The 20,368-nt window shown below is 72.3% G+C and carries 23 protein-coding genes; 12 read left to right on the plus strand and 11 right to left on the minus strand.

Going from position 1 to position 20,368, the window contains the following annotated elements; all coding sequences use genetic code 11:
• Positions 1–79: 79 nt before the first annotated feature.
• Complete coding sequence (locus tag AB0B48_RS03905) at positions 80–619, plus strand: DUF4190 domain-containing protein (protein WP_357195478.1); 540 nt, start codon at positions 80–82, stop codon at positions 617–619.
• Between the two features lie 27 nt (positions 620–646).
• Here AB0B48_RS03905 and AB0B48_RS03910 read toward each other — a convergent pair whose 3' ends face one another.
• Positions 647–1,552, minus strand: a complete 906-nt coding sequence (locus AB0B48_RS03910; protein ID WP_357195481.1) for an SDR family NAD(P)-dependent oxidoreductase — start codon at positions 1,550–1,552, stop codon at positions 647–649.
• A gap of 118 nt (positions 1,553–1,670) precedes the next feature.
• On the opposite strand from AB0B48_RS03910, the gene AB0B48_RS03915 reads away from it, so the two are divergent.
• A complete protein-coding gene (locus tag AB0B48_RS03915; RefSeq protein WP_357195484.1) occupies positions 1,671–2,219 on the plus strand; it encodes a DUF4190 domain-containing protein in 549 nt (182 codons plus the stop codon).
• Between the two features lie 75 nt (positions 2,220–2,294).
• Here AB0B48_RS03915 and AB0B48_RS03920 read toward each other — a convergent pair whose 3' ends face one another.
• A complete protein-coding gene (locus AB0B48_RS03920; RefSeq protein WP_357195487.1) occupies positions 2,295–3,251 on the minus strand; it encodes a CoA ester lyase in 957 nt (318 codons plus the stop codon).
• Between the two features lie 128 nt (positions 3,252–3,379).
• On the opposite strand from AB0B48_RS03920, the gene AB0B48_RS03925 reads away from it, so the two are divergent.
• A complete protein-coding gene (locus AB0B48_RS03925) occupies positions 3,380–4,204 on the plus strand; it encodes an SDR family NAD(P)-dependent oxidoreductase (RefSeq protein ID WP_357195567.1) in 825 nt (274 codons plus the stop codon).
• Positions 4,197–4,514, plus strand: coding sequence for a hypothetical protein (locus AB0B48_RS03930; protein ID WP_357195490.1), 318 nt, complete (start codon positions 4,197–4,199; stop codon positions 4,512–4,514). The genes AB0B48_RS03925 and AB0B48_RS03930 overlap by 8 nt, the downstream gene beginning before the upstream one ends.
• On the opposite strand, the gene AB0B48_RS03935 is transcribed toward AB0B48_RS03930, so the two are convergent.
• The gene (locus tag AB0B48_RS03935; protein ID WP_357195493.1) at positions 4,488–5,876 is read right to left on the minus strand and encodes a hypothetical protein; all 1,389 of its coding nucleotides are present in this window, start codon (positions 5,874–5,876) and stop codon (positions 4,488–4,490) included. The two genes, AB0B48_RS03930 and AB0B48_RS03935, sit on opposite strands and share 27 nt — an antisense overlap.
• Positions 5,873–6,397 (minus strand): SigE family RNA polymerase sigma factor, encoded by a 525-nt coding sequence (locus AB0B48_RS03940; protein ID WP_279515046.1) that lies wholly within the window; start codon positions 6,395–6,397, stop codon positions 5,873–5,875. Before AB0B48_RS03940 ends, AB0B48_RS03935 begins: the two co-directional genes overlap by 4 nt.
• 240 nt (positions 6,398–6,637) lie before the next feature.
• Between AB0B48_RS03940 and AB0B48_RS03945 the strand changes: the two genes are divergently transcribed.
• Complete coding sequence (locus tag AB0B48_RS03945; protein ID WP_357195497.1) at positions 6,638–7,282, plus strand: hypothetical protein; 645 nt, start codon at positions 6,638–6,640, stop codon at positions 7,280–7,282.
• Positions 7,283–7,289: 7 nt separating this feature from the next.
• Here the strand turns inward: AB0B48_RS03945 and AB0B48_RS03950 are convergent, their stop codons facing one another.
• Positions 7,290–8,246, minus strand: coding sequence for a DMT family transporter (locus AB0B48_RS03950; RefSeq protein WP_357195500.1), 957 nt, complete (start codon positions 8,244–8,246; stop codon positions 7,290–7,292).
• 106 nt (positions 8,247–8,352) lie between these two features.
• Here AB0B48_RS03950 and AB0B48_RS03955 point away from each other — a divergent pair, with 106 nt between their 5' ends.
• Positions 8,353–9,072 carry an HAD family hydrolase gene (locus tag AB0B48_RS03955; RefSeq protein WP_357195503.1) on the plus strand — a complete coding sequence of 240 codons (720 nt, stop codon included), beginning with the start codon at positions 8,353–8,355 and terminating at the stop codon, positions 9,070–9,072.
• Between the two features lie 8 nt (positions 9,073–9,080).
• Here AB0B48_RS03955 and AB0B48_RS03960 read toward each other — a convergent pair whose 3' ends face one another.
• Both AB0B48_RS03960 and AB0B48_RS03965 read right to left on the minus strand, forming a co-directional pair.
• Positions 9,081–9,611: a hypothetical protein gene (locus AB0B48_RS03960; RefSeq protein WP_355005100.1), complete on the minus strand. Its 531-nt coding sequence runs from the start codon at positions 9,609–9,611 to the stop codon at positions 9,081–9,083.
• A 12-nt stretch (positions 9,612–9,623) separates the two neighbouring features.
• Positions 9,624–10,493 (minus strand): PhzF family phenazine biosynthesis protein, encoded by an 870-nt coding sequence (locus AB0B48_RS03965; RefSeq protein ID WP_357195506.1) that lies wholly within the window; start codon positions 10,491–10,493, stop codon positions 9,624–9,626.
• 33 nt (positions 10,494–10,526) lie between these two features.
• Between AB0B48_RS03965 and AB0B48_RS03970 the strand changes: the two genes are divergently transcribed.
• The 3 genes from AB0B48_RS03970 to AB0B48_RS03980 all read left to right on the plus strand — a co-directional run bounded on the left by AB0B48_RS03970 (position 10,527) and on the right by AB0B48_RS03980 (position 13,681).
• A complete protein-coding gene (locus AB0B48_RS03970) occupies positions 10,527–11,813 on the plus strand; it encodes a CBS domain-containing protein (RefSeq protein ID WP_355005098.1) in 1,287 nt (428 codons plus the stop codon).
• Complete coding sequence (locus tag AB0B48_RS03975) at positions 11,806–12,456, plus strand: DUF1003 domain-containing protein (protein ID WP_357195510.1); 651 nt, start codon at positions 11,806–11,808, stop codon at positions 12,454–12,456. Before AB0B48_RS03970 ends, AB0B48_RS03975 begins: the two co-directional genes overlap by 8 nt.
• Positions 12,457–12,532: 76 nt before the next feature.
• Positions 12,533–13,681 carry an Mrp/NBP35 family ATP-binding protein gene (locus tag AB0B48_RS03980; protein WP_357195513.1) on the plus strand — a complete coding sequence of 383 codons (1,149 nt, stop codon included), beginning with the start codon at positions 12,533–12,535 and terminating at the stop codon, positions 13,679–13,681.
• 139 nt (positions 13,682–13,820) lie between these two features.
• Here the strand turns inward: AB0B48_RS03980 and AB0B48_RS03985 are convergent, their stop codons facing one another.
• Both AB0B48_RS03985 and AB0B48_RS03990 read right to left on the minus strand, forming a co-directional pair.
• Complete coding sequence (locus AB0B48_RS03985) at positions 13,821–14,246, minus strand: preprotein translocase subunit TatB (RefSeq protein WP_357195517.1); 426 nt, start codon at positions 14,244–14,246, stop codon at positions 13,821–13,823.
• A gap of 97 nt (positions 14,247–14,343) precedes the next feature.
• Positions 14,344–15,798, minus strand: a complete 1,455-nt coding sequence (locus tag AB0B48_RS03990; protein ID WP_357195520.1) for a trypsin-like peptidase domain-containing protein — start codon at positions 15,796–15,798, stop codon at positions 14,344–14,346.
• A gap of 189 nt (positions 15,799–15,987) precedes the next feature.
• On the opposite strand from AB0B48_RS03990, the gene AB0B48_RS03995 reads away from it, so the two are divergent.
• A complete protein-coding gene (locus AB0B48_RS03995) occupies positions 15,988–16,683 on the plus strand; it encodes an O-methyltransferase (RefSeq protein ID WP_308193641.1) in 696 nt (231 codons plus the stop codon).
• A gap of 54 nt (positions 16,684–16,737) precedes the next feature.
• On the opposite strand, the gene AB0B48_RS04000 is transcribed toward AB0B48_RS03995, so the two are convergent.
• Positions 16,738–18,213 carry a leucyl aminopeptidase family protein gene (locus AB0B48_RS04000; protein WP_357195523.1) on the minus strand — a complete coding sequence of 492 codons (1,476 nt, stop codon included), beginning with the start codon at positions 18,211–18,213 and terminating at the stop codon, positions 16,738–16,740.
• Positions 18,214–18,360: 147 nt separating this feature from the next.
• Positions 18,361–18,528 carry a DUF3117 domain-containing protein gene (locus AB0B48_RS04005; RefSeq protein ID WP_007455245.1) on the minus strand — a complete coding sequence of 56 codons (168 nt, stop codon included), beginning with the start codon at positions 18,526–18,528 and terminating at the stop codon, positions 18,361–18,363.
• 190 nt (positions 18,529–18,718) lie between these two features.
• Between AB0B48_RS04005 and AB0B48_RS04010 the strand changes: the two genes are divergently transcribed.
• Both AB0B48_RS04010 and AB0B48_RS04015 read left to right on the plus strand, forming a co-directional pair.
• Positions 18,719–19,537: a PaaX family transcriptional regulator C-terminal domain-containing protein gene (locus AB0B48_RS04010; RefSeq protein ID WP_091394799.1), complete on the plus strand. Its 819-nt coding sequence runs from the start codon at positions 18,719–18,721 to the stop codon at positions 19,535–19,537.
• Between the two features lie 4 nt (positions 19,538–19,541).
• Positions 19,542–20,333, plus strand: a complete 792-nt coding sequence (locus tag AB0B48_RS04015; protein WP_355005093.1) for an enoyl-CoA hydratase-related protein — start codon at positions 19,542–19,544, stop codon at positions 20,331–20,333.
• Positions 20,334–20,368: the final 35 nt, after the last annotated feature.

Genomic DNA, 20,368 nt, shown 5'->3' on the forward strand with positions numbered 1-20,368 from the left:
ACCGCTGTGAAAAGGTTCACCGCTGCGGGTAGCGTCCGGCAAGAGGGACTTTTCCGGCACCGGCAGGAGGAGGACAGCTGTGAGCTACCCACCGCCGTCGGGACCGCCCGAGGACGAGCCGCCGCCGTCACCCTACGAGCCACCGAAGGACCAGTCGCCGTACGCGCCACCGCCGGCCGGCCAGTCACCGTACGCGCCGCAGCCGGACCAGCCGGCGTACGAGCTGCCAGCGGAACGCTCACCGTACGGGCCGCCGGAGGGCGAACCGTCGCCGTACGGCCACCAGGGGCCGCAGCAGTCGGCGCACTGGAGTCAGCAACCGCCGTACCCCCCGCAGGGCCCCTACGGCCAGTACGGTCCACCGCCCGCCGGGCCGGGTCGGGGCACGAACGTGCTGGCGATCCTGTCGCTGGTGTTCGCCTTCGTCTTTCCGCCGGCCGGCGCCGTCCTCGGTCACGTGGCCAAGCGGCAGATCCGTACCAGCGGCGAGGAGGGCGACCAGCTCGCGACCTGGGGACTGATCCTGGGCTACGTCTTCACCGGGCTCACAGTGCTGGCCTGCTGTGGCTGGCTGGCGCTGGTGGCCTTCAGCAACTCCGGCGACAGTGGCAGCTACTGACGAACGGGCCGGTGTGGCCCGTCAAGGTCAGCGGAAGCGGGCCTCGCGGACGCTGTTGCCGCCGTCCACCACGAGCATCTGCCCGGTGATGTACGAGGCGGCCGGCGAGCAGAGGAAGCTGATCGCCGCGGCGACCTCGTCCGGCGTGCCCGGCCGCCCCACCGGGGTGCCCAACCCCTGCTTGATCTCGGCCATGGTGGACGCCGCGGTGTAGATGGTGCCGGGCGCCACCGCATTGACGGTCACCCCGTCGGCGATCATCTCCATGGCCAGGGCCCGGGTCAGCCCGACGACCCCGGCCTTCGCCGCGGCGTACGCGGCCTCGGTGGGCAGGGCGTTGACCGGGCCGGCCGTGGCCGCCAGGTTGACGATCCGACCCCAACCCCGCTCGGCCATCCCCCCGATGAACGCCCGGCTGCACAGGAACGCGGTGGAGAGGTTGCGGTCGATCTCGCCGCGCCACTCGTCGTAGGTGAGCTGCGCTACCGGCCGCAGCACCCCCTGGCTGGCGCGACTGGCCAGGCCGGCGTTGTTGACCAGCACCTCGACGTCGCCCAACTGCTCGGCGACGGCATCGGCCAACGCGCCGACCTCGGACTCGTCGGTCAGGTCGGCGACGAAACCGGTCACCCCCAGCTCGGTCGCCCGCTCGTGGATGCGTCGGGTGGTGGAGACGATGGCCACCCGCGCGCCCAGGTCGGCGAGTCGACGGGCGGTGGCGTACCCGATGCCGTCCGGGCTGCCCGCCCCGGTGACCAGGGCGACCCGCCCGTCGAGGCGCATGGTGACCGGGTCGGTGAGTGCGACCGGCTCGTCGGGGCCGGGGCTGCCCGCCGGAGGGGCCGTCCGGGCGCGCCGGGCCGCACCCGGGCGGCTGACGTCCCGTCGGGGTCGACTGCCGGAGCGGTCCGCGGCGCGCGCGTCGTATGCCATGTCAGGGATCCTGCCCGTTACGACCGGCCCGAGCAACGCGGCACCCGGAAGCGGGGGCGTCGGGTTTGGGCAGCGCTGGCTACCCTGTCTGCGCACCCCAACCTGACGGAGAGTTCGTATGACCAATCCCCCGCCGCCCGGCAACTGGAGCGACCCCACGTGGTCGGCCCAGCCGTCGAGCCCCGCACCGGATCCGACCCTGGTGGCCGGTCAGCCGGTGCCCGCGCAACCTGGCCCGGTCGACCCGTACGCGCCCAGCCCGTACGCGACCAGCCCGTACGCCCCGGACCCGTACGCCCCGGTCGACCCGTACGCCGGAGCGAAGCAGCCGGCGACCCAGCCGATGCCCGGATACGCGCCCGGTTACCCGCCGCAGTACCCCGGCTACGGCTACCCGCAGCCGCCGAAGACCAACGGGATGGCCATCGCGGCGTTCGTGCTGGCCCTGATCGGTTTCACGTCCTGCATCACCGCGCCGATCGGCGCGATCCTCGGGCACGTCGCGCAGAAGCAGATCCGGCTCAGCGGTGAGGGCGGTGCGGGGATGGCGAAGGCTGCCATCATCGTCGGCTGGATCCTCACCGGGTTCCTGGTGTTGGTCATCCTCTTCTACGTTGCCGCTATCGTCTACGCGATCGTGACGAGCAACGACAGCAGCAGCTACTGACCAGCGGGCGGGCCGGCGTACCGGCGATTGTCGGGCCGGTTCGACAGCCGGCGGCGGTCGTCCCGGCCCGGCCGGTCACTGCTCCGGTGGGGTGAACGACGAGGTACGGCTCATCCCGGCGGCCCGGCCCTTCGCGGCGACCACCAGCGCCATCTTGCGGGACGCTTCGTCGATCATCTCGTCGCCGAGCATCACGGCGCCGAGCCGGCCGCCGGCCTCCGAGGTGTAGTGCTCGTACGCGTCGAGGATCAACTCGGCGTGGTCGTAGTCGGCCTGCGCCGGCTGGTAGACCTCGTTGGCGGCGTCGATCTGGCCCGGGTGCAGCACCCACTTGCCGTCGAAGCCCAGCGCAGCCGAGCGCTTGGCCACCTCGCGGAAAGCGTCGACGTCGCGGATCTGTAGGAACGGGCCGTCGATGGCCTGCTTGTCGTGCATCCGCGCGGCCATCAGGATCCGCATGAGGATGTAGTGGTACGGGTCGCCCGGGTAGTCCGGGATCAGGCCGCCGACCACCATCGACTTCATGTTGATCGACGCCATGAAGTCGGCCGGGCCGAAGATGATGGTCTCCACGCGCGGCGAGGCGGCGGCGATCGCATCCACGTTGACCAGACCGGCGGCGTTCTCGATCTGCGCCTCGATGCCGATCCGGCCGACCTCCAGGCCGATCGTCTTCTCGATCTGGGTGAGCGTCAGGTCCAGCCACTGCACCTGGTCGGCGGTCTGCACCTTCGGCAGCATGATGCAGTCCAGGTTGGCGCCGGCGCCCTCGACGACCTCGATGACGTCCCGGTAGGTCCACGGGGTGGTCAGGTCGTTGACCCGGACCACCCGGGTCTTGCCGGCCCAGTCGCCCTCGTTGAGGACGGCCACGATGTTCTTGCGCGCGTCCGGCTTGGCCAGTGGGGCGACGGCGTCCTCCAGGTCGAGGAAGACCTGGTCGGCCGGGAGGCCCTGGGCCTTGCCGAGCATCTTCACGCTGGAACCCGGCACGGCGAGGCAGGACCTGCGGGGGCGACCGACTGCGGCCATGGATGCGCTCCTTCCAGCGTCCGGCGGGCATGCCGACGCCACCTGACGACAGATACGGGACCTTAACGATCCCAAAGGGCGTTGTGACGTCACGGTAACCTCGCGCCATGACCGGGGTGAATGGACCTGTGGAAGATCTCACTGGGCGCCGACTGGTGGTGGTGACCGGGGCCAGCTCCGGCATCGGGCTGGCCGCTGCCGTGCACCTGGCCTGCCGGGGCGACCAGGTGGTGCTGGTCGGGCGGGACCCGGCCCGCCTGCAGGCTGCGGCCGAACGGGTTCGGGAGACCTCCGGCGAACGTCCGGAGCTGTTCCGGGCCGACTTCGCGATCCTCGACGACGTACGCCGACTGGCCGAGCGGCTCCGGGCGGCGTACGACCGGATCGACGTGCTCGCCAACAACGCCGGCGCGATCGCGCTGCAACCACTGAAAACCGTCGACGGCTTCGAGATGTCCATCCAGGCAAACCACCTGGCCCCGTTCCTGCTGACCAACCTGCTGGCCGACCGGGTGGGCCGGGTCGTGGTGACCGCCTCCGGCGCGCACCGCTTCGGCGCACTGGACCCGGACGACCTGAACAAGCCACTGAGTAGTTACTGGCCGCTGGGCGCGTACGGCACCAGCAAGCAGGCGAACGTCCTGTTCACCGCCGAGGCGGCCCGGCGCTGGCCGGACGTTGCCGCATACAGCTTCCACCCCGGGGTGGTCCGTACCCGGTTCGCCAACGACAGCAGGATCGTCGCGATCGGCATGCGTCTCATGCCGTTCCGCAGCCCGGAGAAGGGCGCCGAGACCCTGGTGTGGTTGGCCAGACAGGAGCGTTCCCGGCTGATCAACGGGGGGTACTACGTCGACCGACGCCCGCGTCGACCGCTCCGGAAGGCGGCCGATCCGCAGCTCGCCGCCCGGCTGTGGGCGGCGAGCGTCAAGGCGGTCGGTCTCGATGACTGACCGGGCCGATGAGCTGACACTCGTCGCGATCGTCGAGTTCGCCGTCGGGGCGGAGGCCGCCGGGCGGCGCTACGAGGACGCCGTGCTGGCCCTGCTGGAACGGCACGGCGGCCGGTTGGAACGGCGACTGCACGGCACCGACGGGCAGACCGAGGTGCACGTGATCCGGTTCGCCGGACGGGCCGGCTACGAGTCGTTCCTCGCCGACCCGGACCGGGCGGCCCTGCGTGCCGCCCTCGGCGAGGCCGCCCCGACGACCCGGGTCATCGAGGTGTACGAGGGGTCAGCCGCTGCGGAGGAGTCGGTCTGACCGTCGAGCGCGCCGGCGTCGCAGCCACGACAGCACGGGCAGCGCGACCAGGACCGCCAGGATGAACCCCACAGCGAGCGCCCAGAACGGCGGTGGCCCGTAGTGGGGGCGGCCGGATTCGCGTACCGCCCCGTCGATCGCGAGGTCGGCGGCGACCGACAGGTCGGTGATGCCCTCCGGCGTCCGGAAGAGCACCTCCGGCGCGGTCGCCCCCCGACGTAGCACCACGAGTTCCACCGCCTCCGTGCCGACCTCGTGATAGGGCCCCCAGGCGACGTCGTGCTCCTCCGGGCTGTCCACCGCCGCCGGGCCCGGTACGCCGACCAACGCGACCGCCTCGTCCGCCGAGCGCCAGCCGAGCAGCTGCACGAACGAGCGGGAGCGCAGCGGCGGGAACGCCGCGCCGGCCAGCGGAGTGCCGTCGACTGTGGACCGGGTGACCAGTGTCCAGGTGCGTCGGTAGGACGGAACCGGGCAGTCGGTGCAGGTGGACCGGCCGAGGACAGCAACCGAACGGCCGTCCGGCAGCCAGGACCCGGCCCCGGCGAGCCGCCCGCCCGCCAACGGCAGCTTCCGGTACGGCTCGGCCACCCGATCCGCGCCCGCGTCGTCCACCCGGGCCAGCCAGACCTCGTCACGGAGCTGAAGGGCGAGGTCGCCGCCGTCCGGCGACAGCGCGGCAGTGCGCCCCGGCGGAACCCAGGTGGTGCCGACCCGCACCCGCAGCACGTCGGTTCCGCGATCCCGGTCGTAGACCCCCACGTACGGGGTGGAGTAGGTGTTCGGGGACGTGAACGTGGTGTCGTCGTCGGCGTAGACCAGGCGTTTTCCGTTGGGCGCGAAGGCGAGTGGATAGCCGTCCGGGCGATCCGTGGTGGTCCTTCCGGACGTGAGATCGAGCAGCGACGCGCCCATCCAGACATACCGGCCGTCCGGGGAGAGCATCGCCTCGAAGCCCGCGACGGCCGGATCCCCGTTCAGCACGCGGTAGCGGTCGTCGTCGGCCGCCACCACGGCCATCCGGGTCTCGAACCAGTTGGTGCGCACGGCGGGACCGCCGAAGAGCATCGCGGCGGCACCCGGCGCCGACGCCCGCACCGAGGCGGTCCGCAGGGGCGGATCGACGAGCCGGGTAGGCAGGCCCGGGGCGTCGTGCCGAGGGCTGGCGGGCAGCGGCAGGGCGACCGGGTGCAGCGCGTACCCGGTGCCCAGGAGCAGGACTAGGACGGCGAGCGCGCCGGCGACGACGGCCCGGCGACGACGGTGCCGGGTCCGCGCCGCGTCGAAGAGCCCCGCCGGTACGCGCGCGGGCGGCACGTCGTCCGCGAGGCGACGCAGCGCTTCGGAGAGCCGAGCGGTCACCGGGCCACCTCCTGCGGGTCACGGCCGACGAGTTCGGCCAACTCGGGGGCGAGGACACGGAGTCGGCCGAGGGCGTGGCGGGTCTGACTCTTCACGGTGCCGACCCGGCAGCCGAGCAGTTCCGCCGTCTCCGTCTCGGTACGGTCCTCGTAGTAGCGCAGCACGAGGACCGCGCGCTGCCGCGCGGTCAACCGGGCCAGCGCCGCCGACAGCACCAGCCGCAGATCGGTGTCGTCACCCGGCCCGGGGCGTTCCGGCAACGCCCCGTCCAGCCGCTCCGGTGGGCGGGCCCGCCGCCAGCGCCACCAACTGGCCGCCTGCGTGCAGAGCACCCGGCGCAGGTAGGCGCGCGGGTCAGCGATCCGCTCCCACCGCACCGCGACCCGAGCGAGTGCCACCTGGACCAGGTCCTCGGCATGATGCCGGTCACCGGTCAGCAGGTACGCGAGCCGGGTCAGCCCGGCGGTCTCGGCCCGGACGAAGTCGGCGAAGCCGTCCCGGGTGCGGTCCTCAGTCGTCAACGGATCGCCCTCCTCACCCGGACAGACGCCGGGCGGGCCCTTCGCGGAGGGAACCAGCGTTGATGTTGTGTTCCTCGCCGACGGGGAACTGGGCAGGCTGCTCGCCGCTCTCGGCGACTCCGCGCCGACCACCAGGGGGCGTCGAGGTGCGGGGGACGTGCCCTTCCACCTTTACTTCATCATCCTCGACCCGCGAGAACAAGACTTGATCTTGGGCCGGTCGGCGGTCAGGGTAAGTCCATGGATTTCGATGCGACAGCCACCGCGCGACGAGCCCTGTGGATCGGTGGCGGACAGTGGGCCGGCAAGTCCACTGTCGCCGTCAACCTGGCGCTGCGGCACGGGCTGACCGCGTACCTCTACGACCGGCACGACGCTCGCGGCCACCACGACCGACGCGTGGCCGACCGCGTCCGATGTGGTGACCCGCCGGCTGACCCCGACCCGGACGCCGCCTGGGTGCACACCGATCCGGCGCGGATGGCGGCCGAGACACTGGCCGGCTTCCCCCGTCGCTTCGAATGGGTCCTCGACGACCTCAGCGCACTGGTCTGCGGACGGCGGGTGGTGGCCGAGGGTTGGGGGCTGCGAGCGGAACTGGTAGCGCCGCTGGTGGAGTCGGTACGGCAGATGGTGGTGCTGGTGCCCACCCCCGGGTTCCGAGCCCACCAGATCACCCGACTGCCCCGGGCCAGCGCTGCGGTAGCCGGGGTGAGCGACCCGCCTCTTGCGAACCGTCACCGGTGGGAACGCGATGAGTTGGTGGCGGCGGACGCGGTCGTGCAGGCCGAACGACTGAAGGTCCGCGTGATCCGGGTCGACGGCAGCCTGGACGGCGAAGGACTGACCGACCTGGTGGCGGACCACTTCGCCGCATACCTGTGAATCCCCGTCAGGACAGTGGCGTCGGATCGGCGGGCAGGGCTGTGGGTTCGGCCGCACGGCGGCCGGCGCGGGCACCGCCCAGCACCACCACCGCCACACCGGCCAGCAGCATCGCCATGCCGAGCAGCGCGTACGGGCGGGGCACCTGCCCCAGCCAGGCCCAGCCGAGCACTGCCGCGCCGGGCGCCTCCAGCAGGATCAGCACGCTCACAGTTGTCGCCGGGACCTTCCGCAGGGCGTAGTTGAACATCGAGTGCCCGAGCAGTTGAGCGCCGGCCACCAGGGCCAGGATGGCGAGCCAGGTGCGCCCGTCGAAACCGGTCAGCCGCACGCCGCCGACCAGGCACAGGGCCAGCAGGATCAGCGAGCAGATCCCGTAGCAGATGGTGGTGTAGGTGGTGGTGCTGATGCTGACCCGGGCCCGCTCCCCGAAGGCGGTGTAGACGGCGGCGAACATGGCGCCGATCAGCGCCAGCACGTCACCGAGGACCGCCCGGCCGGAGACCCCGACGTCCACCCCGGTGGCGACCGCCGCGCCGCCGACCGCCACCGCGATGCCGGTCCACACCACCCGGGGCAGCGGACGCCCCTGGGCGCGAGCGATCAGCCCCTGCCAGACCGGCTGGGTGGCGACCAGGGCGGTGGACGTGGCGACCGAGGTGAGTTGGGCGCTCGGCACCCAGGTCGCGAAGTGCCCGGCGAGGGCGACCCCGGACAGAACGCAGAACAGGCCCTCCCGCCGGCCCGCGCCCACTGTCAACCTGCGGAACTCGGCGCGGCGTCGGACCAGCGCGAAGGGGCTCAGGACGGCCACCGCGAGCAGGTTGCGCCAGAACGCGATGGCCAGCGCCGGAGCGGCGGCGTACGCGATCAGCGGCGCGGACGACGACACGGCGACCACTGCCAGCCCGACCGCGCCGGTGGTCAGCGGATCCAGTGACGGTCGGGGTGAAGGTGGGGGCACGGGACGTAATCCTCACACGTATGACGGTCAGCACGGAGGGTCATCACACCGTTACGATCACGCGGTTCCGCGCCGGCGACCCTCGACCGCCCGGAGGCGCTCTCCCATGCCCAGCTACCAGGCGGTGCTGTTCGACTTCTTCGGCACCCTGACCCGTTCGGTACAACGCGGTGTCGCGCACGTCGGCACCGCCGAGCTGCTCGGATGTCCCACCGAAGTCCTGACCGAGGTGCTGAACCGCACCTACTACGAGCGGGCCAGCGGCCGACTCGGCGACGCGGAGGCGACACTGCGCTGGGTGTGCGCCCAGGCCGGCGTACACCCCAGCGACCACGCGGTACGGGCAGCGGTGGCGTCCCGGCACCGGGCGGTCCGCGCCGACACCTGGCTGCGGGCCGACGCGGTGCCGGTGCTGGCGGCTCTGCGTCAACGCGGCCTGCGCACCGGCGTGATCAGCGACTGTACGCACGAACTGCCGGCCTTCCTGCCGCAGCTCGCGGTCGCCCCCCTGCTCGACGTACGGGTCTTCTCGGTGCAGGTCGGGCGGTGCAAGCCGGATCCGACGCTCTACCTGACGGCCTGCCAGCGGCTCGGGCTCGCGCCAAGCGACTGCCTCTACGTCGGTGACGGCGGCAGCCAGGAGTTGACCGGCGCCGAGCGGGCCGGGATGACCGCCGTCCGGCTCGCCGCACCGGATCTGGCCACGCACATGGTCTTCAACGCCGACCGGGACTGGTGCGGCCCCGCCCTCGGCACCCTGGGCGAGGTGCTCGCCCTCGTCGACGCCGAGGCGGCGGTGGCGGGCGTCGGCGGTCGGACGGGCTGATCGACCAATCAGCGGCGGCGGACCCGGTGCAGGCGGAACGGCTTGCGGGTGGCCCGGACCGCCGGACTCGCCCGGGGCGGCTCGGCCTGCGCGTCGGCCGGCAACTCCGCGCCGGCCAGCGGCGTACCGGCCGGGGCGAGGCGGTTCACCGCGCATCCGTCGGCGGCCCATCGGGCCACCAGGTCAGCGGTCGGACCTGGCGCGTTGAGGCGCTTCGCCGCCACCAGCGGCGCAGTGACGTCCCACGCCTCGGTGCCCGGCTGCAACCGGCTCACCCGGGCCGGCCAGGTGACGATCCGGCCGCCGTGGTCGCCGCGCAGGGTGACCTGGGCCTCGGTCGCATCGGCCAGACCCGGTGCGGCCTGCTCGCCCGGCCCACTGACCACCAGCAGCGCGCCTTCCAGCGGAGCGCACCAGAGCGCAAGCGCCGGCCCACCCGCAACGCTGACCCAGGCCACGGCGGCCTTCTTCATCGCCTCGTCGACCAGTGGGGTGCCCCCGGGGGCGGTCTCGTCCGTCACACCCGCATCCTCCCGCATCGGCGCCTCCGCTCAGCCCACGAACGGTGGCACGGCGATCTCGCCCCGGGCCACCGGCACCACCTGGCCGGCGACGGTCGCGCCGACCGCCGCCCCGTTCGCCGCAGTGACCGTGCAGGCCAACGCGGACGGACGGTTCATCTCCACGCCCTGACTGACCGCGTACTCGGACCGACCCTCACCGGGCAGCAGACCGCTCGCGACCAGCCAGACACCGAGGCCGAGGGCCGCCGAACCGGTCGCCGGGTCCTCCGGAACGCCGATACCCGGCACGAAGACCCGGGCGTGCGCGGTTTGCGCGGCCGCGTCCCAGGAGAAGACGCTGACGTGCGAAACCCCGTACCGCTGCGCCGCCGCGGCATTCACCTGCGCGCGGGCCACCGACTCCGGACGCACCGGCAGGTACGGGAACTCCAGCCCGCAGCCGGCGACCCGTGGGGCGGGCCCAATGTGGTCCTCGGCGACCAGGCCGGCGATCTCCAGCAACGGCTCCGGGTCCAGCTCCGGCCCGAGCGTCGGGGCGCCACCGGTCAGCGTCGCCCCGGACGCGGTCACCTCGATCGGCAGCACACCGGCCCGGCACTCCTGGGTGACCTGCCCCACACCGAACATGCCCCGCCGGCAGGCGGTGACCGCCGCACCGACACTGGGGTGCCCGGCGAACGGCAACTCCTCCACCGGGGTGAAGATCCTGGCCCGGTAGGTGACGCCGACCTGGGTCGGCGGCAGCACGAACACCGTCTCGGACAGGTTGAACTCCAACGCGAGCGCCTGCATCTGCTCGGTGGCCAGCGCCTCCGCACCGAACACCACAGCCAGCGGGTTGCCGGCGAAGGGGCGATCGGTGAAGACGTCCACGATCTCGTAGGCCAAGGTCGACATGTTGATAAACACTAGGCGCTTAGGCTGGTGCCCGTGAGTACGCCGACCCGGGTCTACATCGCCCGTCTCGCCGGAGTCGCCGTCTTCGACCCGAACGGCGATCAGGTGGGCCGGGTTCGTGACGCCGTGGCACGGCTGCGGGCGACGAAGCGTCCGCCGGAGGTGGTGGGCCTCGTCGCCGAGATGCCGATGCGTCGTCGGATCTTCCTGTCCATCAACCGGATCACCTCCATCGACGCGGACGCCGTCGTGCTCGGCTCCGGCACCCTCAACCTGCGCCGGTTCGAGAAGCGTCCGAACGAGCTGCTGGTGCTCCAGGAACTGCTCGACCGGCGGGTGCAACTCGACCCCGGCGGCCAGCCCGGCGCCGTCGTGGACGTCGCGATGGAGTGCACCCGGGGTGGCGAGTGGTCGCTGACCCGTGTCGCCGTCCGCGAACAGACCGGTCGGCTCAGCCGCCGCGGCCACCTGCACCAGGTCGAGTGGGACCGGGTGCGCGGGCTCAGCGGCATCGCCGACAACCGGGGTACGGCGAACCTGCTCGCCGTCCTGGAGGACATGCGCCCCGCCGACCTGGCGAACGCGTTGCAGGATCTGCCCGACGCGCGACGCAACGAGGTCGCCGCCGCGCTGGACGACGAACGACTGGCCGACGTGCTCAGCGAGCTGCCGGAGCACGACCAGGTGGAGATTCTCGCCGCCCTCGACCGGGAGCGGGCCGCCGACGTCCTGGAGGAGATGGACCCGGACGACGCCGCGGACCTGCTCAACGAACTGCCCCCACCCGAGCAGGACGTGCTGCTGGACCTGATGGAGCCGGACGAGGCCGACCCGGTACGCCAACTGCTCAAGTACACCCCCGGCACGGCAGGCAGTGTGATGACCTCGGAGCCGGTCATCCTGCCGCCGGACGCCACAGTCGCCGAGGCGCTGGCCCGGATCCGGGAGCCACAGCTCTCCCCCGCCGTGGCCGCGCAGGTCTTCGTGACCCGGGCACCGCAGAACACGCCGACCGGCCGTTACCTGGGCATGGTGCACTTCCAGGCGCTGCTGCGCGAACCCCCGGCCGACCTGCTGGGCAAGGTGGTGGTCAACGACATCGACCCGCTGCGCCCCACCACGCCGCTGCCGGAGATCACCCGCCGGATGGCCACCTACGACCTGGTCGCCATGCCGGTGATCGACCGCAACAACCGGCTGGTCGGTGCCGTGACGGTGGACGACGTGCTGGACCACTCGCTGCCCCGGGACTGGCGGGACCGCGACGCCCTCGTCGCCCCGGGCACCACCGACCCCGCGCTGGACGGCACGGATGGCTGACCAGCGTCGGACGGAGCGCCTCGACCAGCCACGCGAGCCCCGGGGCGTCAAGCTGCCCCGGTTCGACGCGGAGGCGTTCGGTCGATGGTCCGAGGGCATCGCCCGGGGCATGGGCACCGCGAACTTCATCGTCGTCATGACTGTGGTGATCGCGATCTGGTTCGTCTGGAACACCCTCGCCCCGGCGAACCTGCGCTTCGACCCGTACACCTTCACGTTCTTGACCCTGGTGCTGTCGTTGCAGGCCAGCTACGCGGCCCCGCTGATCCTGCTGGCCCAGAACCGGCAGGCCGACCGGGACCGGGTGGCCCTGGAGGAGGACCGGCGGCGCGCCACCGCGCAGAAGGCGGACACCGAGTACCTGGCCCGGGAGATCGCGGCCCTGCGGATCGCGCTCGGCGAGGTCGCCACCCGCGACTTCCTCCGCTCCGAGCTGGCCCGACTGGCCGAGGAACTGGACGAGGTGGGGCAACGCCGGCAGCGACTGGAGCGCCGCCAGCAGGAGAAGGACAACCGGCAGGAGCGACGTGGCCAGCGGCCGACCGACGGCGTCGGCCTGGAAGAACCCCGCGACGACCTGGACGGCGACTTCACCCGCAACGCCCGGCCGGACGGCACCGGCCCGCGCCGGTCGGAGGGCTGACCGACGGGTCATCGATTGGCTCACACCGCGCTGGGCAGCGGCGGCAACGGATGCCCCGCGACGTAGCATTGCGGGCATGTCAGCACCCGTGAGCACCGTCGAGGACGCGATCCAGGCCGCCCTGGCCACCGTCAACGACCCGGAGATCCGCCGGCCCATCACCGAGCTGGGCATGGTCCGCTCCGCCACGATCGGTGCCAGCGGTGTGGTCCGCGTCGAGCTACTGCTCACCGTCGCCGGCTGCCCGCTGAAGGACAAGCTGCGTACGGACATCACCGCCGCCGTCGCCTCGGTGCCCGGAGTCACCGGCGTTGAGATCGACTTCGGGGTGATGACCCCCGAGCAGCGGCAGTCGCTGCAGTCGCAGCTGCGCGGCGGCGGCGCCACCGAGGAGCCCGTCATCCCGTTCGCCCAGCCCGGCTCGCGCACTCGTGTGTACGCGGTGGCCAGCGGCAAGGGTGGCGTCGGCAAGTCCAGCGTCACCGTCAACCTGGCGGCGGCGCTCGCCGCCCGTGGGCTCTCCGTCGGGGTCGTCGACGCCGACATCTACGGCCACTCGGTGCCTCGGATGCTCGGCACCGAGGCACGACCCACCCGGGTCGAAGACATGATCATGCCGCCGCAGTCGCACGGCGTGAAGGTGATCTCGATTGGCATGTTCACGTCCGGCAACGCCGCAGTCGTGTGGCGCGGCCCGATGCTGCACCGGGCGTTGCAGCAGTTCCTGGCCGACGTCTACTGGGGCGACCTGGACGTGCTCCTGCTCGACCTGCCGCCGGGCACCGGTGACGTGGCCATCTCGCTGGCCCAGTTGCTGCCCAACTCGGAGATCCTGATCGTCACCACCCCGCAGACCGCCGCCGCCGAGGTCGCGGAGCGGGCCGGGGCGATCGCCCTGCAGACCCACCAGCGGGTGGTCGGCGTGATCGAGAACATGTCCTGGCTGGAGTTGCCGGACGGCTCCCGGATGGAGATCTTCGGCGCCGGCGGCGGTGAGGCGGTGGCCCAGTCGCTGAGCCGGACCATCGGCGCGCAGGTGCCGCTGCTCGGTCAGATCCCTCTGGACACCCGGGTCCGCGAGGCCGGCGACGCCGGCAACCCGATCGTGCTGGCCGAGCCGGAGTCCCCGGCCGCTCAGGCGCTCGGCACGGTCGCCGACCGGCTCGCCCTGCGCCGCGAATCGCTGCTCGGCAAGCCACTCGGTCTCAAGCCCGCCGGTCGCTGACCGGTCCGTAGTCCGCCAGGCCCTGGCCGCATGGTCGACTCGGGTTTCTGGAAATCGGGGCATCCCGCGCCGTTTGACGGGCCGACTTCCTGAAAACCGAGTTGATCAAGGCAAGCGCGGGGCCCCGGGGGCGGGTCGGTCAGGTGGCGTCGTCGTAGCTGGCCCGAGGGGCCGGGGCCGAGGCAGTGCTGGTGGCCGTGCTGGCGGGCGAATTTCCGTTCGACCGCAGGTCGGCGGCGTTGGCCACGTCCTTCAGGTCGTTGTGCACGCCGCTGACGTCCGCGCGCAGGTTGTCGTAGACGCCCTGCAACGGCTTGCGGATCGCCGCCTCGTCCTCCTCGCTGAGGAGGTGCTTGCGGATGAACGCCTTCGGGTGCAGGTCTTCCAGCTGGATGTCGGTGCCCAGCTCACGGCTCAGGTCACCGGTGGCGTTGCGGGCCATGTTGCGCAGGTTTCGCACCAACCGCAGGCCGTCGGTGATCACGGCGGGAAGCCGGTCACCGAAGATCAACAGCGCCAGGAGCAGCAGCGCACCGATCTCCCACCAGTTCAGGTTGTCGAGCATCCCGCGGGCCTCCTCTCGGCGTCAGCAGCAAGACTACGCACGGTGGACGGCTTTCGGGCAAGGGGTGCGCCGCTGTTCACTTCACTTCCGCGCTGAGTCACTTCGCGTCCGCGGCGAGAGTTACCGAGGTGTTCTGCCGGGCAGAGCCCCGCCGATACTCGACGGTCACGATCGAACCCGGCGCGTACTTGCGGACCAACGCGGTCAGATCCGTCGGCTCGGTCATCGGCCGCCCGTTGATCTTGAGGATCACGTCACCGACCTTCAGTCCGGCGCCGTCCGCAGGGCCGGACGGCTCCACCTCGGCCAGCCGCAGACCGCCCCCGACGACCCCGGTCGGGCCGTCCGCCCGCGCGCCGATCACCGTACGCCGGGCCTTGCCGGTGCCGATGATGTCCTGGGTCACCCGCTTGGCCTGATTGATCGGAATGGCGAAGGCGAGCCCGATGTTTCCGGCCTCCTGCCCCTCGGCGACCAGTGACTTGATGGTGGAGTTCACTCCGACCACCCGGCCCGCGCCGTCGACGAGTGGGCCGCCCGAGTTGCCGTGGTTGACGGCGGCGTCGGTCTGGATGGCCGCGTAGTAACGCACCGGGCCGCCCGGCTCACCGGCCTGCATCGTCCGGTCCAGCGCACTCACGATGCCGGCGGTGACCGTGTTGGCCAGCGACAACGGCGAGCCGATGGCGAGGACGGGGTCGCCGACCGCCAGCGCGTCGGAGTCGCCGAACTCCACGGGTCGCAACCCGGGACGACTCACCTTGATCACCGCGATGTCCGACTCCGCGTCCTGGCCGACGATGGTCGCCGGCGCGGTGCTGCCGTCGTTGAAGACCACCGATGCCTTGCCGGTGCCGCCGGCCACCACATGGTCGTTGGTGATCACATGGCCGTCGGTGGTGGCGATGAAACCGGAGCCCTCACTGGTCCCGCCGAGGCTGCTCACCCGTACGGTGACCACACTGGGCAGGACCCGTTCGGCGACCCCGGCCAGCGACTCCGGTTTGCGCTGCGCCAGCGCCGGCACCTCTGCGGGCGCACCGCCGAGGACCGCCGCACCAGCGCCGCCGCGCACCGCGAACGCGTAGCCCAACGCACCGCCGAGGGTGCCGGCCAGCAGCGCGGTGATCACGGGAATGAGCAACAGGTGGCGCAGTGTCGGCCGGCCCGGCGCATCAGGGTCGGTGACCGGCTCGGGCTCGGCGCCGGGAGCCACCACCCCGGGCACCACCACAGCGGTCGGGGCCGCCGGGTCGCGCCAGGGGTCGGCGAGCGCGTCCGACCACCAGGCCGACGCATCGGCAGAGCCGGGCCCGCCCGAAGCCGACGTCGGCCAGGCCGGTGTCGGTCCGCCGGAAGACGGCGGCCAGGCGGGTGTCGGTCCGCCGGAAGACGCCGGCCAGCCCGGTGCCGGCCCGCTGCCTGGCGGGCCGAGGGGCGGGCGGTCAGCCCCCGGCATGGTCGGCGGCCCCACCGACGGGGCTCCTGCCCCGGGCGGTCGCGCCGGAGCCGGAGTCTCACCGCCCCGGCGCCAGTCCCAGCCGTCGGTCACGTGGTGCCTCCCAGTCCGTCCCCGGATCCCGTGCCGCGTCGCCCGGCCACGGGCCGGTCTGGTCGCGGCTGACGGGATACCGCCTCCAGGATTGCACGGATGGACGCGGTGCAGTCAGCGGTTGCCCCGGTGATCGCTCCGGGCGGAGGCGCGGCTGCGCGCCCCAGGACTGTCGCCTCTACGCTCACAGTGCCAACCCGCCCCCGCACCACGCACCGCCCCCGGAGGTGCCCCATCGCCACGGTCGCCGGTTCCGGCAGTTCGACGACACAGGCCCAGCATTTCGCCGAGTCGTACGTCACCGAGGATCTCGTTCTGCGTACCGCCCGCAGCCTGGCCCGGGAGGTCGGCCTCGACGCGGTCACGCCCGGCGCGGGGGCGGCGCTGCGGCTGCTGGCCGCCGCCGGCAACGCCCGTGCGGTGGTGGAGATCGGCACCGGCACCGGGGTCAGCGGTGTCTGGTTGCTGCGCGGCATGCGCGTCGACGGCGTGCTCACCACCATCGACGTGGAGGTGGAGCACCAGCGGATCGCCCGACGGATCTTCGCCGAGGCGGGTTTCGCGGCCGGGCGTACCCGGATCATCACCGGTCGGGCGCTCGACGTGCTGCCCCGGCTCGCCGACGGCGCGTACGACCTGGTCTTCGTGGACGCGGAGGCGACCGGCTTCCACGCCTGCGTGGAGGCGGCGCTGCGACTGTTGCGCCCAGGGGGTGTGCTGGCGCTCAACGGTGTGCTGGCCAGCGGCCGGATCGGAGACCCGTCCGCCCGGGACGCGGAGACGGTGACGGTTCGCGAAACGATCAAAGCGGTCCGGGAGTCGGAGCACTGGATCCCCGCGCTGCTTCCGGTCGGGCACGGGCTGCTCGCCGCGGTGAAGTGCTGATTCGAGCCCAGGACGGGTCAGAGCCCCGGTTGCGCCGAGGCTCTGACCCGCACCTTAGTTGACGTCGGCGAGCCAGCGCAGCAGCGAGCGGACGCCCCAACCGGTGGCGCCGCGGCTGACCTCGGCCTGGTCTCCGTCGGCCCAGGACGGGGCGGACATGTCCAGGTGCAGCCAGCGATCTCGTAGTTCACCGGTGAACTCGCGCAGGTAGAGCGCGGCCAGCACCGAGCCGGCACCCTGGGTGGGCGCGCTGTAGAGGTCGGCGATCTCGCTGCCGAGGTACTCGATGTAGTCGGTGTGCAGCGGCATCCGCCACGCCGACTCGCCGGCCGCCTCGGCCGCCGCCAGCACGCTGGCGGCCAGTTCGTCGTTCTCGCTGTACAGGGCGGCGGTGCGCTTGCCGAGCGCCACCGAGTTCGCGCCGGTGAGCGTGGCCAGGTCGAGCAGCAGGTCCGGTTTGAGCTGCTGCACCGCGTACGCCAGCGCGTCGGCGAGGACCAGGCGACCCTCGGCGTCGGAGTTGGTCGTCTCGCTGGTCGTACCGCCGTAGTGCCGGATCACGTCGCCGGGGCGGAACGCCGAGCCGCTGACCATGTTCTCGGCCAGCGGGGCCAACGTGGTGATCCGGACCGGCAGCCGCAGCGCGGCGGCACCCACCGTGGCGGCGACGACCGCAGCCGCGCCGGCCATGTCCTTGCGCATCAGCTTCATCGACGCCACCGGCTTGATCGAGATGCCGCCGGTGTCGAAGGTGATGCCCTTGCCGATCAGCACCACGTGGGTGCGCGCGTTGGCGGGGTGCCAGTCCAACTCGACCAGCCGCGGTCCGCTGGCGGAGCCGCCGCCCACGGCGAGGATCCCGCCGAAGCCCTCGGTGGTCAGCTCGGCCGGGCCACGGACCCGCAGCCGCAGGTCCGGAAGGTCGGCTGCGGCGGAGGCCACCTGGTCGGCGAACCACTGCGGGGTCTTCACCGAGGAGGGGGTGTTGGTCAGGTCCCGGGCGAGATGCGTCATCGCGGCCGTGGTTCGGGCCGTGGCGACGGTGTCCTCGTACCCGGTGGGGTCGTCGAGCAGCAGGTCGACGCCGGTGAGCGCCGGTCGGTCGCCGGCCTCGGTGAGCCGGAAGCGGTACGGGGCGAGCAGCAGCCCCTCGGTCAACCCGCGAACCGCGGCAGCTGTCACCTCGGCCGGCAGCGCGATGGTGATATGCGTCTCAGCTGAGGCTGAGCGGGCCAGGGCCGCGCCGGCCGCCCGCCAGGCCGCCTCGTCGCCGTCGCCGATGCCGAGCAGTAGCAGCCGACCGGGGGTACGCCCGGGGCGCAGCTGGGTGTGGATCTCGCCGGCTCGGCCGGTCAGCCGGGCCGCTGACACCAGCGCTGTCGCCTCGTCAGCCGTGCCGTCCGGGCCCGCCACGGCGGTCGGTACCGGCTCGGCCGAGGTGTCACCTTCCGCCGTCGAATCGGCGGAGCGGACGGGCAGAACGAGGACGTCGAGCCGGTCGGGCTCGGCGATCAGACGAATGGCGAGCACGCGGAACCGCACCTCCAGGAAAGTGTCGCGGGTCGGCGGCCAACCTGCCTGCCCGCAGCGTTGAAGGCCCTGAGCCACCGGTGGTTCCGGTGGCTCAGGGCCTGAAGAACGTTCCGGGCGGCCTGAGCCGCCCGGAGCACTCCTTACTCAGCCGGCCGCTGCCTTCAGTGCGTCACCGAGCGCGTTGGCCTCGTCGGGAGTCATCTCGACGACGAGCCGGCCACCGCCCTCCAGCGGGACCCGCATGACGATGCCCCGCCCCTCCTTGGTGACTTCCAGCGGACCGTCGCCCGTCCGCGGCTTCATCGCCGCCATGTTGTCTCCCCTCAGACCTACACCAGGGTCGGTGGGTTGCCCCACAGCCACTTCGTCACGACCACCCGCAACGGTCGCGGGGGTGTCAACAAACGATTTTCCCTGATGAACACCGCCGGACCCAAACCGGAGCAGCATTGATGTAACAGCATCTAGCTTATCTTGAGAAGGCCTGTCACAATGTGCGGTCATGCAGGCACGGTCGGCACTCTTCGACCTGTACGGCGACCACCTCCGTCCGAGGGGTGGCCGGGCACCGGTTGCTGCCCTGGTCAAGCTACTGGCACCGCTGGGAATCGCACCGCCAGCAGTTCGCACCGCCGTCTCCCGGATGGTGCGCCAAGGCTGGCTCGAGCCCCTCCGGTTGGTCTCCGGACCCGGATATTCGATCACACCGAAAGCTGCCCGCCGACTCGACGAGGCAGCTGCCCGGATCTACCGGACCGGCCGGGTCACCTGGGACGGCCGGTTCGATCTGCTGGTGTTGGAGGCCCCGGGCTCCCGGCGGGACCGCCAGCGGCTCGCCGCCAACCTGAGCTTCCTCGGCTACGGGACGCTCGACGAGCAGACCTGGGTCGCCACCCGCCCCGCCGAGGATGTCGACCTGCTCCTCGCCGAGACCGGCATCCGGTTCGAGCGGTTCACCGCCTCGCACTTCTCCGGCACCCCCGGCGCGATGGGCGTGGTCCGACGCGCCTGGAACCTGGCCGAGATCGGCCGCGCCTACGAGCGGTTCGTCGCGGACCAGCGCCCGCTGCTCGCCGCGGTCACCGTACGCAGCAGCGACGAGGAGGCGTACGCGACGCGGTTCCGCCTCGTGCACGCCTGGCGTACGTTCCTCTTCCAGGATCCGCAGTTGCCCCCGGCGCTGCTGCCCGAGCGGTGGCCCGGCACCGCCGCGGCCAGTTTCTTCGACCGGCACGCGGCCCGCCTGCGTCCGGCCGCCGACCGGTACGTCGAACAGTGCCTCGACGCCGGCAACCGCATCGTCCGACAGAAGGGTCGTTAGACACGTGACCGAGCCGCTGCTGGTCGACCGGACCGATGCCGTCGTCACCCTCACGCTGAACCGGCCGAAGGCGATGAACGCGCTCGACGTGGCGCTCAAGGAGGCGCTGCGCGACGCCCTCGCCGAGCTGGAGACCGACCGGTCCTGCCGAGCGGTCGTCCTGGCCGGGGCCGGCGGGTCGTTCAGCGCCGGGCAGGACCTGCGCGAGCACGTGGCCACCCTGGAAAACTCCGGCAATGATCCGCTGGGCACCGTGCGGGCGCACTACAACCCGATTGCCGCCCGGCTCGCCAACCTGCCCAAGCCGGTGATCGCCGCGGTCCGCGGGATGGCCGCCGGGGCGGGCGCGTCGTTGGCGTTCCTGGCCGACATCCGCATCGGCGGTCCGACCACGAGTTTCCTGATGGCCTTCGCCAAGGTCGGTCTCGCCGCCGACACCGGCGCCTCCTGGACGTTGCCGCGACTGGTCGGGCACGCCAAGGCGGTGGAGCTGCTGATGCTGGCCGAGCCGGTCCGCGCCGAGGAGGCCTGCCGGTTGGGCCTGCTCAACCGGTTGACGGACGACGACGAGCAGGTCCTGCCCGTCGCCCAGGAGCTGGCCGCCCGCCTCGCCGCCGGCCCGACCGTCGCGTACGGGGCGATCAAGCGACAGCTCTCCATCGCCGACGCCGGCACCCTCGCCGACGCCCTCGCCGCCGAGGCGCAGGCCCAGGCGATCTGCGGCGCCACCGCCGACCACCGGGCGGCCACCCTCGCCTTCGTCGGCAAGCAGAAACCGGTCTTCGAGGGACGCTGAACGCGATCCGGACGCCGCCCTTACCGTCCTCGAAC

Origin of the sequence: Micromonospora sp. NPDC049089 (genome assembly GCF_040648775.1) — a bacterium.
Lineage (GTDB): Bacteria > Actinomycetota > Actinomycetes > Mycobacteriales > Micromonosporaceae > Micromonospora.

Bases quoted from the DNA above. Each gene is read 5' to 3' on its own strand.
- AB0B48_RS03910 (WP_357195481.1), bottom strand. From the start codon at position 1,552: ATGGCATACGACGCGCGCGCCGCGGACCGCTCCGGCAGTCGACCCCGA.
- AB0B48_RS03915 (WP_357195484.1), top strand. From the start codon at position 1,671: ATGACCAATCCCCCGCCGCCCGGCAACTGGAGCGACCCCACGTGGTCG.
- AB0B48_RS03920 (WP_357195487.1), bottom strand. From the start codon at position 3,251: ATGGCCGCAGTCGGTCGCCCCCGCAGGTCCTGCCTCGCCGTGCCGGGT.
- AB0B48_RS03930 (WP_357195490.1), top strand. From the start codon at position 4,197: ATGACTGACCGGGCCGATGAGCTGACACTCGTCGCGATCGTCGAGTTC.
- AB0B48_RS03945 (WP_357195497.1), top strand. From the start codon at position 6,638: ATGGATTTCGATGCGACAGCCACCGCGCGACGAGCCCTGTGGATCGGT.
- AB0B48_RS03955 (WP_357195503.1), top strand. From the start codon at position 8,353: ATGCCCAGCTACCAGGCGGTGCTGTTCGACTTCTTCGGCACCCTGACC.
- AB0B48_RS03960 (WP_355005100.1), bottom strand. From the start codon at position 9,611: ATGCGGGAGGATGCGGGTGTGACGGACGAGACCGCCCCCGGGGGCACC.
- AB0B48_RS03965 (WP_357195506.1), bottom strand. From the start codon at position 10,493: ATGTCGACCTTGGCCTACGAGATCGTGGACGTCTTCACCGATCGCCCC.
- AB0B48_RS03975 (WP_357195510.1), top strand. From the start codon at position 11,806: ATGGCTGACCAGCGTCGGACGGAGCGCCTCGACCAGCCACGCGAGCCC.
- AB0B48_RS03980 (WP_357195513.1), top strand. From the start codon at position 12,533: ATGTCAGCACCCGTGAGCACCGTCGAGGACGCGATCCAGGCCGCCCTG.
- AB0B48_RS03985 (WP_357195517.1), bottom strand. From the start codon at position 14,246: ATGCTCGACAACCTGAACTGGTGGGAGATCGGTGCGCTGCTGCTCCTG.
- AB0B48_RS04005 (WP_007455245.1), bottom strand. From the start codon at position 18,528: ATGGCGGCGATGAAGCCGCGGACGGGCGACGGTCCGCTGGAAGTCACC.
- AB0B48_RS04010 (WP_091394799.1), top strand. From the start codon at position 18,719: ATGCAGGCACGGTCGGCACTCTTCGACCTGTACGGCGACCACCTCCGT.